Below are 14955 nucleotides of genomic sequence, written 5' to 3'. Positions count from 1 at the left end.
GACCAGATTATTCTCTCGGCGTACCGATCGTCGATTTTGGCAGTAGCTGCTATACCGAAGCGTACGAACATCGCGATCCGACGGGCCCGATCGAGATGTCCCCGTCCGCCAGCGAGGACTTCTTCCGCTTTAACCTCGACCTCGCCTGGGGCAGGGGTCCGCGATCACTCGAGGCCGAAGCCGAGGTGACGTGGCACGTGATCCAGGTCGACCTGGAGGACCTCCTGCTCCGCCTCTGCGCGCCGGACGCGAGCGGGCGCGTCCGGACCGGCGCGTGCACGAACGCGTGGCACTGGGACGCGCCGGCCGCCATGTGCGCGACGTACCACGCGGACGCCCGAGAGATCGCGCGCGATCTCGCCCTGTCGTGGGTGCACCTCCACGACAAGGAGAAGGTATCGCGCATCGCGGGCATGTCGCAGGAAGCGCTCCACGCGCGCGTCGACGCCGCCCCGCACGGGGCGCGCGTAGCGATGAAGTATGGTATTGACTTCGCAGAATCGCTCTCTCGCGAGACCGTCCTCAAGGCGCTGGCAGCACCGCCTTCCGAGCTGCTCGAGGCGCTCGAAGCCTCGGCGGTGACCGACGACGCCTGGCGCGCGGCCGCCCGCCGCGCAGGCGAGATTTTGGAGCTGACAAGCCAGATCGCGGAGACCGGTGAAGGCCCACCTACCTGGCGGGTCTACACGGCCACGAGCCGCCACACCCGCTTCCTGAAAAAGCACGCCCCGTTCAACGTGCGTCGCCTCCCGAGCGGCGGCGTGCTGCTGGCGACTCACCCGTACCGCTCGCTCTGGCCGCTCTGGGCCGACGCGCTCTTCCTGCTTGACCTCATGCCCTGACCCGGCAAATTCATCAGGGGATCCGGTATGAAATCAGGGCCTTACTTTTTCGCCTGGTGTGACGAGGCAGACAGGGTCGACGCGTTCGGTGCGGCGCTGTCGGCTCTCGTCAAGGTGGAACAGTACAGTATGGGAGCGAACATGCGCCCCGAGGCGGAATGCCACACGACTTCCGTCGGCGAGGTGGTCGCGAAGATCCGCGCTCACTTCGGCCGCACCGACGCTGAAACCTACTTCGTCGCGTCGTTGAGCTACGAACACTTCGTCCATTGCATCATGCGCTGCTACACCGACGAGAGCGAACGCATCAAGCCGTGGGGACCCATCCACATGCACCCCCGCGAGATCGAGGACTTTACCCCCATGCACATGGACCTCGCCCTGGGCAGCGGCCCGCGCTCCGTGAAGGCCGAAGCCATGCTCGCGTGGCACATGGCCCTGGAAGACATCGACGACGTCCTGGTTCGCCTGTGCGCGCCGGACGTGAGCGGGCGCGTCTCGACCGGCGGCTGCACGACCGCGTGGACCTGGCTCGCGCCGGTCGCCATGTGCGCGACATATAATGCGGACGCGCGAGAAATCGTGCGCGATCTCGCGCTGTCGTGGGTCAGCCTCCACGACGAGGACAAGGTGTCGCTCATCGCGGGCATGTCGTTGGAGGCGCTCCACGCACGCGTCGACGCCGCCCCGTCAGGGGCGCGCGTAACGATGAGAGACGGCAGCGGGCGCTCGAGCTCGCTCTCCCGCGAGACCGTCATCAAGGCCCTCGCAACACCGCCCACCGCTCTGCTCGAGGCTCTCGAAGCATCGGCGGAGGCGCCCGACAACGCGTGGCGCGCCGCCGAGCCGCGCGCGAGGGAGATCTACGAGCGGACCCTCCAGAGCAGGGAGAGCGGCGAGCAGGTCCTCTCTCGGGTGGAGTTGACCGGCGACCACGTCTACTTCCTTGTCGACCACGCGCGGTTCTACGTCCGGCGCCTGCCAAGCGGCGGCGTGGTGCTGGGCACCCACCCGTACCGCACGCTCTGGCCGCTCTGGGCGGATGCGCTGTTCGCGCTCGGCCTGATGCCGTGAGTGAAAGCAATGGCTCCCCGCCATTCAGCCAGGGCACTCCGCGTCGCACTCGCCACCGCAATCGACGCCCCGCTCGCCGCCGTTCTTCACGGCGTCGGTGCAGGTGGGCGGCATGCAGGCGCCGGCCCAGCAGACGCCGCTCGTGCAGTCCGCGCCGGTCGTGCAGCCGCCGTCCGGAGCGCAGCGCGGGCACGGCGCGCCGCAGTCGACGCCCGTCTCGGCGCCGTTCTTCACGCCGTCGGTGCACGTGGGCGCCCGGCAGATCCCGGCGTCGCACACGCCTTCGAGGCAGTCGTCCCCCGTCGCGCAATCGAATCCCATCGGGCACGGCTTGCACGGGCCCCCGCAGTTGTAATCGGTCTCCCCGCTGCCCGGATCGTGCCGATTGTTCACACAGTGGTTTCGCACGCACAGCGTGCCGTCGCACACCAGACCGTTCGGGCACGGCATCGTCGGATCGCTATCAATGCACTCGACACACTGCGCCTCATGACAGCGCCCCGCCCCCGAGATGGGGCAGAGCACGCCGGTGAGCTGCGCATTGATCGGCGTGTCGTAATCGCAGAGGTCGTTCGTGCACTCGTTCCCATCATTGTAGACGTCGTACGCCGCCACGCTGACCACACGGCCGTCCTTCGTACACTCGTCCTGCTTGCAGTCGCCGCGGATCTGCGAGACCAGCGGTCCCACCGCGATCTCGACCTCGCACGCGCCGTCCACGCACCGCCCCGCGCCGCACCGCGCATCCGGCGGACCCGGGCACGCCGCGTCGCTCTTGCATCCCCCTGACGGCTCGGGCTCCCCCGAGCACTCCGCCGGCCTGTCCTCGCCGCACTCGTCACACGGACGGCACTGGAGGATGCACCCAGGCTCCTTCTCGCCGCGCGCGCAGCAGACGACCTTGCCAGGCTCCCAGCACTCGCACAGCCCATCGACGCAGATCGTGCCCGGCACGTTCTGGTGCTCCGACTGGCAGTCGTCCGTGACCTCGCAGGTCGCTCCCTGGTAAGGCCCACCGCAGGCGAAGAAAAGTGTCGAGCTGCTGAGAAAAAATGATGCGGTAATGTAATGCGTGAAACGCGTCGTCATGCGTCCAGTCCTCCGGCACGAGGCTGAGTCGCGGACACCCCGGCGGCCCCAATCCGCCGAGGTGTCGTTGGCCAGGTCGTTCGACCTCCCGACTATGCCGCGCCGGGCGCGCGTTCGTCACGCAAGTTTTCGCCAGCGCCGCCGCGGCACCGCCGGCGCGCCGTCACGGCAGGGCCGGCCGCGGGCCGCGATCAGAAGACGCCCGTCACCGCGATGCCCTCGGCCGACACCGTGAGCTCGGCTTGCCCGCGCGGAACCAGGGCGTAGGTGAGCGTGGCGCCCAGGGCAGCGCCCCCCGCGACGAACGCGGCGACGCCGACGGTCCGGAAGGCGCGCATGTCGCCGTAGGCCGAGGCGGAGTCGCGGCACATCGGCCAGGTCACCCGGAAACATCCGCTCGGGCCCGCGGCGCGGGCCGCCGCTCGGCCTGCCGCTTCCTTCTTCTCCGCGGCCATCATCATCACGCCCCCGAGCGCGGCGAGCGTGACGGATAGCCCCACGCCGCCGACGATCACGTCCGGCCGCGGTCCGGGTCGGGGAGGCAAGGGGCTCGGCCGCGGGCCGCCCGCCCCCACCGCGGCGCCAGGCTCGGCCGCGGCGTCAGGCGCAGCGCCAGTCCCGCCCGCGGCGCCAGTCCCGCCCGCGGCGCCGGGCTCCCCGGAAGGCGCGGCGAACGTGAGCGTCACCTCGCGCGTCCCGCCGCGCGGGACGTCGATCTCCGCCACCGCTGCCCTGCCGTTCAACGACGCCCGCACGACGTGGCGCCCAGGCAGGACCGGGACGGGCTCGCCGTCCTCGAGCTCGACGGGCTCGCCGTCGATCGTGACCGCCGCCCCCGCGGGCGCGACGACGCGGAGCTCGCCGACGAGCTGGCGCGCGCGGGCGAGATCCGCGAGCCGCGACTCGTAGAGCTCGCGCTCGCCGGGGGTCCTGGGCTTGCGCATGATCTCCTTGCACAAGGACAGCCAGCGCACCGCGGCCGGCGCCTCGCCGAGCCGGAACGAGAGCGCACCGAGGTTGCAGGCGGCCACCTGGGAGCGCTCGACCTTCCATACCGCCATCCACAGGTCGCGCGCGTCGGCGAGCCGCCCCTCGTCGACCGCGGCGTGCGCCTGCGCCATGAGACGAGCGCTCGTCTCGGAAGGACGCTCGGCGACTGCCCCCGGCGCGAGCGTGAAGAGCGCAAACCCGAGCCCCAGCCGAATGCCAAGACGAACGTTCCCGTGCACAGGTGTGACCTCCCCGCCCGGAGCCCGGGCTCTGGCGCGCGCCAAGGCCAGCTCGAACCGCGCGCCGGCAGCCTCCATGAACAGACCGAGCGTCCTCGCGAAAGCAACGGCGGCACGGAGAGGCGCTCCGCGCAAGCCTCGTATGCACAGCAATTGAAGGGTGTCAAGCCGTGCACGCCCGCGCGGCAGGAAGTCAAGCCGCACGCCCGCGCGCGACGTCGCCGCCTGGCCCCACCCCTCTCCGCGGCGTCGCTGTGCCCCCGCGCGCATCGCCGCGCCCCCGCGCAGCCCGCCGGCGCCCGCGCCGCGCGACGCATGATAGCGTGAGCCGCGCCAGCACGATCCGTGCGGTCACCCCCGTCCCCGAGGAGATCATGAAGCGAGAAAAGCGACTGACCAAGCGCGAGCGGAAGGCGCTCGCGCCGGCGCGCCCGGCGGCGCAGCAGCACGGGCATCAACACATCCACTGCGTCGCCTGCGGCAAACACCTCGATGCGGTGGAGTTCGGGGTGCAAGGGACAGCGACATGGATCCAGTGCCTGCACCGGTCGCGCTTCGCCTCCTGCACCCAGTGCGTCGAGATGTCGAAGCGCCTCCTGGCCGAGCACGACCGCACAGGACAACCGGTGCAGTCCGCCCAGGCCTGGCACTGAGCGCGAAATCACAGCGCTCCAGCTCGTCTGGTAACTCCAGAGGCAACGCCAGAGGCAACGCCTGAGGTCGCTCGCACCACAGCGCACCACAGACGGACGGTCTGGACAATCGTCAGCACACATCCTCTCCAGCTCACCCCGGCGGCCGTCCACCCCGGATACGCTTGCGCTCGGCGCCCTTTGCGCCAATGGTTTGCGCCCCATTCATCTCGGAGGATCTGCATGACGAAACCAATCCGCCGCGCGGGCGTCATCGGCGCGGGCGTCATGGGCAGCGGCATCGCCGCCCACTTCGCGAACGCCGGCATCGAGGTCCTGCTCCTCGATATCGTGCCCCCGAACCTCAGCGACGCCGAGCGGAAGGACCCGGCCGCCAGGAGCCGGTTCGCCGCAGGCGGGCTCGAGAAGGCCCTCAAGGCCAAGCCCGCCGCCTTCTTCCACCCGTCCCACGCCCGCCTCGTGCGCACCGGCAACACGGAAGATCACTTCGCCGAGCTCGCCCAATGCGACCTCGTTATCGAGGCGATCATCGAGAAGATGGAGCCGAAGCGCGCCCTCTTCGCCCGCCTGGAGCAGGTCATGCGGCCGGACGCGATCGCGGCGTCGAACACCTCCGGGCTGCGCATCGAGGAGATGATGCAGGGGCGCTCCGCGGACTTCCGCAAGCGATTCCTCGTCATGCACTTCTTCAACCCGGTCCGGTACATGAAGCTCCTCGAGCTCGTCACCGGACCCGACACCGACCCGGCCGTCGTCGCCCGCGTGCGGAAGCTCGGCGAGGACGTGCTCGGCAAGGGCATCGTCTTCGGCAAGGACACCCCGAACTTCGTCGGCAATCGCATCGGCACCCACGCGATGCTCACCGCCATCCACCTCATGCTCGAGGAGGGCCTCGCGCCCGAAGACGTCGACGCCATCACCGGCGTCGCCATGGCGCACCCGAAGAGCGCGAGCTTCAGGACAGGCGATATCGTCGGGCTCGACACCTTCGCCCACGTCGCCGAGAACTGTTACACGGCGCTCGATCGCGACGAGGACCGCGACGTCTTCAAGGTGCCCGCCTACATCCGCAGCATGATCGAGGCGAAGCTCCTCGGCGACAAGACCAAGGGCGGCTTCTACCGCAAGACAAAGGAAGGGCTCGAGACGCTCGACCCGGCGAAGCTCCAGTACCGCCCGCACGGCGGCGACGAGGCGATCAAGAAGGCGACGCGGTCGTGCGAGAAGATCGAGGACCCCGCCGCGCGCGTGAAGAAGCTCGCCAGCGACCCCGGCAAGGCAGGGCAGTTCGCGTGGAAGGTGCTCTCCCGCTCGCTCGCGTACACGGCGCGGCGCGTGGGCGAGATCGCCGACAGCATCGTGTCCATCGATGACGCCATGCGCTGGGGGTACAACTGGGAGCTCGGGCCGTTCCAGACCTGGGACGCGCTCGGCTTCGCCGAGACCGTCGAGCGCATGCAGAAGGACGGCATCCAGCTGCCCGAGTCGATCGTCCGCATGAAGCAGAGCGGCGCGACCTCGTTCTACCGCGCCGACGGGGCGGTGTTCGATCTGCTCAAGGGAGAGTACGTCGCCCGCCCGATCGATCCGCGGAACGTCACGCTCGCCGGCGCGCGCCGCGGCGTGAAGGCCGTGCTCGCCAACGACGGCGCCGAGGCGTGGGACCTCGGCGACGGGGTGCTCGGCGTCACCTTCAAGACCAAGGCGAACAGCCTCGATCCGGACTCGATCGGGATGCTCTCGCTCGCCGCCGAGAAGGCCGAGCAGGACTTCCGCGCGCTCGTCGTCTTCAACCAGGGCGAGCACTTCTGCGTCGGCGCCAACCTGTTCCTCGTGGCGATGGCCGCGGGCAACCAGGACTGGGACGCGATCCGCAAGATGGTGAAGGCGTACCAGGACGCGACGCAGCGGCTGAAGTACGCGAGCGTCCCGGTCGTGGCCGCGCCCTACGGGATGACCCTGGGCGGCGGGCTCGAGCTCTGCTTCGCCTGCGACGCGGTGCAGGCCGCGGCCGAGACGTACGCGGGGCTCGTGGAGGTCGGCGTCGGGCTGATCCCGGGCGGCGCAGGGACGCTCAACATGCTCTGGCGCGCGTTCGAGGGGATCCCGGAGGGCGTGCCGGTGAACTCGTACGACCTCGTGACGCAGGTCTTCAAGAACATCGCCCTCGCCAGGGTCGCGACAAGCGCGGACGAGGCGAAGGCGCTCGGCTTCTTCCGCAAGACGGACGGCGTCTCGTTCGACCGGGCGCGCCAGCTCCACGAGGTGAAGGCGCGCGCCGTCGGGATCGCCGAGGCCGGGTACCACGCGCCCGTGCCGCGCGCCTACAAGCTCCCGGGCGAGAGCGGGATCGCGACGCTGCAGATGATGATCGACACGCTCGTCGCCGGCGGCCACGCCAGCGAGCACGACGCGAAGATCGCGCGCAAGCTCGCCGAGGTGCTCTGCGGCGGCGTGGGCGGCGCGGCGCGCGAGGTGACCGAGGACGAGATCCTCGAGCTCGAGCGCGAGGCGTTCGTCAGCCTGTGCGGTGAGCCCAAGAGCGCTGAGCGGATGCAGTACATGCTGATGAACAACAAGCCCCTCCGGAACTAGGTGAACGCCATGGTCGACGTCGTAATTGCAGAGGCCGTCCGCTCGGCCGTTGGCCGGGCCCACAAAGGGTCGCTCGCGAATAAGCGCCCCGACGAGCTCGCCGGCGAGGTCGTCGCCGCGCTGCTGAAGCGCGTCCCGCAGGTGAAGCCGGAGGACATCGAGGACCTCGTCCTCGGCTGCGCCATGCCGGAGGGCGAGCAGGGGCTCAACGTCGCGCGCGTCGTCTCGCTCCTCGGCGGGATGTCGCAGGACGCATCCGCGATCACCATCAACCGCTTCTGCTCGAGCGGGCTCCAGGCGATCGCGAACGCGGCGGGCAGCATCGCGATGGGGTCGCTCGACATCGCCGTCGCCGGCGGCGTCGAGTCGATGACGATGGTCCCGATGACCGGCAACAAGCTGAGCGCGTCGCCGGAGGCGATGGAGCGCTGTCCGACGGTGTACACGCCGATGGGCATCACCGCGGAGAACGTGGCGAACAAGTTCCAGGTGAGCCGCGCCGACCAGGACGCGTTCGCGCTGAAGAGCCACCAGAAGGCGGCGGCGGCGCGCGCGGCCGGGCGCTTCGAGGACGAGATCGTCACCGTGAAGGGCGTGCGCTACGAGAGCGGCAAGCGCGTGACCTTCGACTTCCGCACCGACGAGCTGATCCGCAAGGAGACCACGGTGGAGGCGCTCGCGGGGCTGAAGCCGGCCTTCGCGGCGAAGGGGAGCGTCACCCCGGGCAACAGCTCGCCGCTGTCGGACGGCGCCGCCGCCGCGCTCGTGATGAGCAAGGCGAAGGCGGACGCGCTCGGCGTGAAGCCGCTCGGGTACTTCCGGGCGTTCGTGACCGTGGGCGTCGACCCCGCCATCATGGGGATCGGCCCGGTGCCCGCGGTGCGGAAGCTGCTCGCCAGGACGGGGCTGAAGATGGCCGACATCGATCTGTTCGAGGTCAACGAGGCGTTCGCGTCGCAGGCCGTCTACGTGCAGCGGACGCTCGAGATCCCCGAGGAGAAGCTCAACGTGAACGGCGGCGCGATCGCGCTCGGCCACCCGCTCGGGTGCACCGGCGCGAAGCTCACCGCGACCGCCCTCCACGAGCTCCGCCGGCGCGGCGGCCGGTACGCCATCGTCACGATGTGCATCGGCGGCGGCATGGGCGCGGCCGGCCTGATCGAGCTGGCCAGGGCGACCGCGAGCGCCTGATCCCGGCGCGCTGACCCCGCCCCGCGCGTCCCGTCCACGGCCCGCCCCGCGCGTCCCGTTCACGGCCCGAGCGCCGCGCTCCGGCTTTCCTGCGGCGGGGCGATGGCCTATAGATCGCCCATGCCGAGCCACCTGACGACCTTTGAAGGGTCGATCCCCGAAGCCCTGAAGCGAGCCATCGAAGCGAAGATCGAGGGCTCCACCGCCGAGGTGACCGGCGGCGGAGGGCACTTCAACCTCGTCGTGACCGCCCCGGTGTTCGCCGGCAAGAGCATGCTGGAGAGCCAGCGGCTGGTCTACGGCGCGATCTCCCACCTCATGGCCGGCGACCAGGCGCCGGTCCACGCGATCGACAGCCTGAAAACGCGCACTCCCTGAGCGGGGGGCTGGTGGGGGTCGCGCGCTAGCGCCGCTCCTCCTCGCAGGTGCTGCTGCAGCCGTCGCCGCTCACCGTGTTGCCGTCGTCGCACTCCTCCCGCGCGGTCTGGATGGCGTCGCCGCACACGGAGACGCAGGTGCTGGGCTCGCCGCTGCAGATGTAACCGTACGTGACCTCGCAATCCGGGCTGCAGCCGTCCGCCGCGGCCGTGTTGCCGTCGTCGCACCCCTCGTTGCCGATGAGCAGGCCGTCACCGCAGGCCGGACCGCAAGCGCTCGGCTCGCCGGCACACTCGTAGCCCGCCTCGACCACGCAGACCGGGCTGCAGCCGTCCTCGCTCATGACGTCGCCGTCGTCGCAGATCTCGGCGCCGCGCAGGAGGCCGTCGCCGCACATCGTCGAACAGATGCTCGGAGCGCCGGAGCAGGTGTAACCGGGCTCGAGGGCGCAGTCCTCGCCGCACCCGTCCTCCGCCGCGGTGTTGCCGTCGTCGCAGCCCTCGGCGCCGGCCACCGCGCCGTCGCCGCACACGCCGCCGCCGGCGTCACCACCGCCATCGCCGCCGCCACCGCCTGCGCTCGTGGTCCCGCCGGTGCCGGCCGCCGTCGTGCTCGACACGGAGCCCGACCCGGCCCCGCCTGCGCCCGACCCGGCCCCGCCTGCGCCCGACCCGGCCCCGCCTGCGCCCGACCCGGCCCCGCCGGCCCCACCGCTGCTGTCGTTCGGGGCTTCCTCCCCGCACGAAAGGAGCGCCACGGCCGCGAGCGCCGCGACCAACCCAGTCCACCTCGTTAGCAGCATCTGTCCCTCCAGCAGCGAGGTCCGCGAGCGCCGGTGGCCTCCCCCCGACTCCGCACCGAGCACCTGTCGCCGCAACCTCTCACGGAATACCCGTCTGCAATCGCCAGGACAATTCTAGCGCCACTGACGCGCTCGGCTCCCGCCACGCACGGATCGCGCGGGCGAGGGCGGGCTTCCCCGGCAAATCGCAGGCGCTCCGGCGACGGGTGGCGGCGCTCGGCGCCCGTCGCCGGAGCGCCGCGGGCGAGGGCGCCCCCGCGCCGGAGGGGCCCCGCGCCCGCCAGCGGCCGAAGCCCGCAGCGCCGTCTGTTTGACACCGGAATTCACGCGGTGGTACGTGGCGCCGAGCGCCAGCTCCAGGTGCGCTTGCCCCACCGCGACCTCACCAGCCCGAGGACCCTGCCATGACGCCTCGCTCTCCGTTGCTCCCCGCCGAACCGCGCCCGGGCGCCCCCGACACGCCCGACGACCGGCGCGCGCTGCCCGCCCGCGGTCGGACCGACCGGGCCCGCCGCCCGGGCGCCGCGCTGCTCTCCCTCGCCCTCGGCGCCGCGATGACCGCCGCCGGCGCCGGCGACGCCGCGGCCCAGACGCGCGCGGGCGGCACCAACGGCGACGGCATGGACCTGCACCTGTTCCGGCCGGCGGTCGACTCCAAAGGGCTCTTCTCGGTCAACGGAGCCGACGTCCTCGGCGCCAACGATATCAGCCTGGGGCTCGTGCTCGATTACGGGCGCAACATCCTGCCGATCACCGACAACGGCACAGAAACGAAGGTGATGCTGAATCACGCGTTTCAGGGCACGTTCCAGTTCGATTACGGCATCGCGAACTTCCTTGTCGTCGGGCTCTCCGCCCCGGTGGTGCTCAACGCGGCCGACCCGATCAACGACATCGGCCCGGGCCCCGGCCAGAACTACGACGACGACTCGCTCGACGCCCAGTCGCTCGGCAACCTGGCGGTCCACGCCAAGGTGCGCCTGCTCCGCCCCGATCAGGACGTGATCGGGCTCGCCCTGATCGCCCAGATCGGCGTCGGCGTCGGCGGGACCGAGGACTTCGCCTCGGATCCGGGCTTCTTCTTCTGGCCGCAGCTCGTGCTGGAGAAGCGGTTCGGCATCACCAACCCGTTCCGGATCGCGGCGAACGTCGGCTACCGCGGCCATACAGGGGAGAACCCCGCGTTCGGCCTGCGCTCGGACAACACGACCTTCCAGCTGAAGCACGGGGACTTCAAGTACTCGGACCTGCTCACCGGCGGGTTCGGGATGAGCTACCGCGTCCTCACGCCGCTCGACCTCGTGGCCGAGACCTACCTGACCCAGCAGGTCGGCGGCGGCGAGAGCAGCAAGCAGAAGCTGTCGGCCGAGGCGGTCGGGGGCATCAAGCTCTTCATCGAGCGGAACAGCTTCCTCATGCTCGGCGCCGGGGTCGGGTACACGCCCGGCTTCCAGGCCGCGGAGCAGCGCGCGACCATCGGGTTCGTCTTCGAGCCGTCCATCGGCGACCGCGACGGCGACGGCATCAAGGACGATCAGGACGACTGCCCCGACGAGCCGGAGGACTACGACGGCTTCCAGGACACAAAGGCCGACTCGCCCCCGGGGAAGTACGGCTGCCCGGATCCGGACAACGACGAGGACGGCATCCTCGACGTCGACGACCGCTGCCCGAACAACCCGGAGGACCGCGACGGCGACGAGGACGACGACGGCTGCCCGGAGGGGAGCGACGGCGATCGCGACGGCGACGGCATCCTCGACTCGCGCGACAAGTGCCCGGACGAGCCGGAGGACCGCGACGGCTTCCAGGACAAGGACGGCTGCCCCGACCCCGACAACGACAAGGACGGCATCCCGGACAAGGCCGACCAGTGCCCGAACGATCCGGAGGACAAGGACGACTTCGAGGACGAGGACGGCTGCCCCGACCCCGACAACGACAGGGACGGCATCCCGGACGTTGTCGACAAGTGCCCGAACGAGCCCGAGACGTTCAACGGCCTCGAGGACGAGGACGGGTGCCCGGACAAGGGCAGCGTCGTGATCGAGGAGAACAACATCGTCATCCTCGAGAAGATCCAGTTCGCGACCGGCAGCGCCGAGATCCTCCCGGAGTCGTTCGGCATCGTGCAGGCGGTCGCCGAGACGCTCAAGCACCACCCGGAGTTCTCGCTGATCGAGGTGCAGGGGCACGCCGACGAGCGCTCGGCCGACGCGTACAACCTCAAGCTGACCCAGGCCCGCGCGGACGCGGTCGCCGCGGCGCTCGTGCAGCGCGGCGTCAACAAGAACGCGGTGCGATCGATGGGCTACGGCGAGTACTGCCCGCTCGATCCGGCCCACAACGCGGCGGCCTGGGAGAAGAACCGGCGCGTCGAGTTCAAGGTCGTGCGGACCGACAAGGGGCCGACCAACGTGGAGCTCGGCTGCGACACGGCCCGGGCCAAGGGCGTCGTCCCGCCGCCGCCCTGAGCGGAGCGCGCCGCGCGCGGCGCGGGCGTCAGCCGCGCGCGGCACGGCCGATCTGGACAGGACAGGTCGGCCCGGGGGAGAGTGACCCCATGAACGCCCGCGCCACGCTCTCCGCCGCCGCGACGCTCGCGGCGGCGGCGCTCGCCGCCCTGGCGAGCGGCTGCATCGACACCGACGCCGCCGTGTTCGTCGATCCATCCATCGCCGCGCCCGAGGCGACCGTCTCGTCGAGCGCGCTCGGGACCGGCGTTCAGGCGAGCTTCGCGCTGAAGCTCCACCTGGGCCCGCGGGCCAGCGGGCCCAGCCGCGTCGCGGTGCGCACGTTCGAGATCGTGAGCGCCGATCGAACGACGGCGATCGTGGCGCCGCTGCCCGTCAAGACCGCAACGGTGCTGCCGGTCGAGGTCGCTCCGGACAGCGACGTCACCGTGGCGTTCACCGTGGATACGAGCGCCGGGGGCGCGACGCTCCCGGGCGACGCCGCGGCGGCGCTCTGCGCCGCGGAGGGGATCCGGATCACGGGCGCGATAGAGGACTCGCTGGAGGACGGGGCGACGCCGGTCGCCTCCGAGGTGTTCCACGCGCGCTGCCCGTGACGCGCCGCCTGCGCCGGCGATCTCGGCGTTCACCGGCGCCATCCCGCGCGCGCCGCGCTAAAATGCGGGCCATGGCGCACCGAGAGCCCACCCCCCCTCCGGAGACCGAAGCGGATCGCGCGCTCGGGTCACCGGGCCACGCCGACGAGAGCCGCGCCGACGCGCCCCGTACCACGAACGGCGGAGGCGGCGAGGGGCTCGGGCTCGACGAGGACGGGCTCGCGGCGCTCCGGCGCGCGGTGGCCGCGTGGCGCGAGGGCCCGGTCGCCGAGGCGTCGGCGCGCTTCCCGCCGCGCAACGAGAGCTTCACCACCTGGAGCGGCGTCGACGTGCCCGACCTCGCGACGCCGGCCGACGCGCCGGTCGACCACGCGGCCGACCTCGGGCTGCCCGGGGAGTACCCGTTCACGCGGGGCGTCCAGCCGACGATGTACCGCGGCAGGCTCTGGACGATGCGGATGTTCGCCGGCTTCGGCACGCCGGAGCAGACGAACGCGCGGTTCAAATACCTGCTCGCCGAGGGGCAGACGGGCCTGTCGACCGCCTTCGATTTCCCGACGCTCATGGGCTACGACTCCGACTCTCCGCGGTCGCTCGGCGAGGTGGGGATGTGCGGTGTCGCGGTCGACACGCTCCGCGACATGGAGGTGCTCTTCGACGGCATCCCGCTCGACCAGGTGACGACGTCGATGACCATCAACGGCCCCGCCGTCGTGCTGCTCGCGTTCTATATCGCGCTCGCCGACAAGCGCGGGATCCCGCGCAAGCGGATCGGCGGGACCGTGCAGAACGATTGCCTGAAGGAGTTCATCGCCCAGCACGCCTGGCTCGTGCCGCCGCGCCCGGCGATGCGCATCGTGACCGATATGATCGAGTTCTGCGCGCGCGAGGTGCCGCGGTGGAACTCGGTGTCGATCAGCGGATACCACATCCGGGAGGCCGGCTCGACCGCCGCCCAGGAGCTCGCGTTCACGCTCGCGGACGGGCTCGCCTACGTCGAGAGCTGCGTCGAGCGCGGCCTCGACGTCGACTCGTTCGCGCCGCGCCTGTCGTTCTTCTTCGATGTCCACAACGACTTCTTCGAGGAGATCGCGAAGCTCCGCGCCGCGCGCCGCATGTGGGCGCGGTTCCTCAAGGAGCGCTACGGGGCGAAGCGGGCCGAGAGCATGAAGCTGCGCACGCACGCGCAGACGGCCGGCGTCTCGCTGACCGCCCAGCAGCCCTACAACAACGTCGTCCGCGTCTCGCTCCAGGCGCTCGCCGCCGTGCTCGGCGGCACCCAGTCGCTCCACACGAACTCGCTCGACGAGACCTACGCGCTCCCGACCGAGGAGAGCGTGACCATCGCCCTCCGGACGCAGCAGATCATCGCCCACGAGAGCGGGGTCGCGAACACCATCGATCCGCTCGGGGGGAGCTACTACGTCGAGTGGCTCACCGATCGCCTGGAGCAGGAGGCGCTCGCGTACATCCAGCGGATCGACGAGATGGGCGGGATGGTGCCCGCCATCGAGAAGGGATATCCGCAGCGCGAGATCGCCGCCTCGGCCTACCGGTTCCAGCGAGAGCTCGAGTCGAACGAGCGGATCATGGTGGGCGTCAACCGCTATGCCGGCGCCGCCGAGAAGACGATCCCCCTCCTCCGCATCGACGAGGAGGTGCAGCGGGTGCAATGCCAGAACCTGGCCCGGGTCAAGGCCCAGCGCGATCAGGACCAGGTGCGAAGCGCGCTGGCCGAGGTGCGAAGCAGCGCGCGCGGTCGCGATAACCTCATGCCCCCCATCATCGCGGCGGCCAGCGCGTACGCGACCGAGCAGGAGATCTGCGACGTGCTGCGCGACGTCATGGGAACGTACAGCGACCCGGCGGAATTCTGAGCTCCCGAGAAGGGCCCGGAGCGCCGCCCGCCCCGGCGTGCGCATCCGATCAGGTCGCGGCCTCACGGTGGCCCATGCAACCCCGCTCCTCGTCAGGTTGACACTTCTCTACCTCGGCCGGTAGAGTGCGCCGGCGTCAGGGTGCCGCAGTCGCG

Annotated in this window: 12 protein-coding genes; 9 read left to right on the top strand and 3 right to left on the bottom strand. The window is 70.9% G+C overall.

All coding sequences use genetic code 11. From position 1 onward, the window contains the following. Positions 1-95 precede the first annotated feature (95 nt). Entirely contained in the window at positions 96-842 is a 747-nt protein-coding gene (locus tag WMF17_RS38405; protein ID WP_437645969.1) for a hypothetical protein, read from the top strand. Between the two features lie 27 nt (positions 843-869). Continuing rightward, positions 870-1916: a hypothetical protein gene (locus WMF17_RS38400; protein ID WP_437645967.1), complete on the top strand. Its 1047-nt coding sequence runs from the start codon at positions 870-872 to the stop codon at positions 1914-1916. Positions 1917-1940: 24 nt separating this feature from the next. Here WMF17_RS38400 and WMF17_RS38395 read toward each other — a convergent pair whose 3' ends face one another. After that, the gene (locus WMF17_RS38395) at positions 1941-3005 is read right to left on the bottom strand and encodes a hypothetical protein (RefSeq protein WP_437645965.1); all 1065 of its coding nucleotides are present in this window, start codon (positions 3003-3005) and stop codon (positions 1941-1943) included. A gap of 191 nt (positions 3006-3196) precedes the next feature. Next, positions 3197-4126 carry a hypothetical protein gene (locus WMF17_RS38390; RefSeq protein ID WP_437645963.1) on the bottom strand — a complete coding sequence of 310 codons (930 nt, stop codon included), beginning with the start codon at positions 4124-4126 and terminating at the stop codon, positions 3197-3199. Positions 4127-4608: 482 nt separating this feature from the next. Between WMF17_RS38390 and WMF17_RS38385 the strand changes: the two genes are divergently transcribed. The 4 genes from WMF17_RS38385 (at position 4609) to WMF17_RS38370 (ending at position 9051) form a co-directional block, all read left to right on the top strand. After that, entirely contained in the window at positions 4609-4887 is a 279-nt protein-coding gene (locus WMF17_RS38385) for a hypothetical protein (protein ID WP_437598367.1), read from the top strand. 222 nt (positions 4888-5109) lie between these two features. After that, on the top strand, positions 5110-7482 hold the full coding sequence (locus WMF17_RS38380; protein WP_437598366.1) for a 3-hydroxyacyl-CoA dehydrogenase/enoyl-CoA hydratase family protein: 2373 nt from the start codon (positions 5110-5112) through the stop codon (positions 7480-7482). A 9-nt stretch (positions 7483-7491) separates the two neighbouring features. Further along, on the top strand, positions 7492-8673 hold the full coding sequence (locus tag WMF17_RS38375; RefSeq protein WP_437645961.1) for a thiolase family protein: 1182 nt from the start codon (positions 7492-7494) through the stop codon (positions 8671-8673). A gap of 120 nt (positions 8674-8793) precedes the next feature. Then, a complete protein-coding gene (locus tag WMF17_RS38370) occupies positions 8794-9051 on the top strand; it encodes a BolA/IbaG family iron-sulfur metabolism protein (RefSeq protein WP_437575966.1) in 258 nt (85 codons plus the stop codon). A gap of 25 nt (positions 9052-9076) precedes the next feature. Here the strand turns inward: WMF17_RS38370 and WMF17_RS38365 are convergent, their stop codons facing one another. Next, positions 9077-9853 (bottom strand): DUF4215 domain-containing protein, encoded by a 777-nt coding sequence (locus tag WMF17_RS38365; RefSeq protein ID WP_437645959.1) that lies wholly within the window; start codon positions 9851-9853, stop codon positions 9077-9079. 404 nt (positions 9854-10257) lie between these two features. Between WMF17_RS38365 and WMF17_RS38360 the strand changes: the two genes are divergently transcribed. The 3 genes from WMF17_RS38360 (at position 10258) to WMF17_RS38350 (ending at position 14800) form a co-directional block, all read left to right on the top strand. Beyond that, a complete protein-coding gene (locus WMF17_RS38360; protein ID WP_437645958.1) occupies positions 10258-12327 on the top strand; it encodes an OmpA family protein in 2070 nt (689 codons plus the stop codon). Between the two features lie 89 nt (positions 12328-12416). Continuing rightward, positions 12417-12923, top strand: a complete 507-nt coding sequence (locus tag WMF17_RS38355; protein ID WP_437645956.1) for a hypothetical protein — start codon at positions 12417-12419, stop codon at positions 12921-12923. Positions 12924-12994: 71 nt separating this feature from the next. Then, positions 12995-14800, top strand: coding sequence for an acyl-CoA mutase large subunit family protein (locus WMF17_RS38350; RefSeq protein ID WP_437598360.1), 1806 nt, complete (start codon positions 12995-12997; stop codon positions 14798-14800). The last annotated feature ends 155 nt before the right edge of the window (positions 14801-14955 follow it).

Origin of the sequence: Sorangium sp. So ce362 (assembly GCF_051519845.1) — a bacterium.
GTDB lineage: Bacteria > Myxococcota_A > Polyangia > Polyangiales > Polyangiaceae > Sorangium.
Note: the sequence above shows the minus strand (reverse complement) of the source record. Positions and strands in the feature narration are given on the sequence as shown.

What these genes read in the sequence shown, in the direction of transcription:
- WMF17_RS38395 (WP_437645965.1), bottom strand. Translation starts at nt 3,005, where the DNA reads ATGACGACGCGTTTCACGCATTACATTACCGCATCATTTTTTCTCAGC.
- WMF17_RS38400 (WP_437645967.1), top strand. Translation starts at nt 870, where the DNA reads ATGAAATCAGGGCCTTACTTTTTCGCCTGGTGTGACGAGGCAGACAGG.
- WMF17_RS38350 (WP_437598360.1), top strand. Translation starts at nt 12,995, where the DNA reads ATGGCGCACCGAGAGCCCACCCCCCCTCCGGAGACCGAAGCGGATCGC.
- WMF17_RS38385 (WP_437598367.1), top strand. Translation starts at nt 4,609, where the DNA reads ATGAAGCGAGAAAAGCGACTGACCAAGCGCGAGCGGAAGGCGCTCGCG.
- WMF17_RS38360 (WP_437645958.1), top strand. Translation starts at nt 10,258, where the DNA reads ATGACGCCTCGCTCTCCGTTGCTCCCCGCCGAACCGCGCCCGGGCGCC.
- WMF17_RS38405 (WP_437645969.1), top strand. Translation starts at nt 96, where the DNA reads ATGTCCCCGTCCGCCAGCGAGGACTTCTTCCGCTTTAACCTCGACCTC.
- WMF17_RS38355 (WP_437645956.1), top strand. Translation starts at nt 12,417, where the DNA reads ATGAACGCCCGCGCCACGCTCTCCGCCGCCGCGACGCTCGCGGCGGCG.
- WMF17_RS38380 (WP_437598366.1), top strand. Translation starts at nt 5,110, where the DNA reads ATGACGAAACCAATCCGCCGCGCGGGCGTCATCGGCGCGGGCGTCATG.
- WMF17_RS38375 (WP_437645961.1), top strand. Translation starts at nt 7,492, where the DNA reads ATGGTCGACGTCGTAATTGCAGAGGCCGTCCGCTCGGCCGTTGGCCGG.
- WMF17_RS38370 (WP_437575966.1), top strand. Translation starts at nt 8,794, where the DNA reads ATGCCGAGCCACCTGACGACCTTTGAAGGGTCGATCCCCGAAGCCCTG.
- WMF17_RS38365 (WP_437645959.1), bottom strand. Translation starts at nt 9,853, where the DNA reads ATGCTGCTAACGAGGTGGACTGGGTTGGTCGCGGCGCTCGCGGCCGTG.
- WMF17_RS38390 (WP_437645963.1), bottom strand. Translation starts at nt 4,126, where the DNA reads ATGGCGCAGGCGCACGCCGCGGTCGACGAGGGGCGGCTCGCCGACGCG.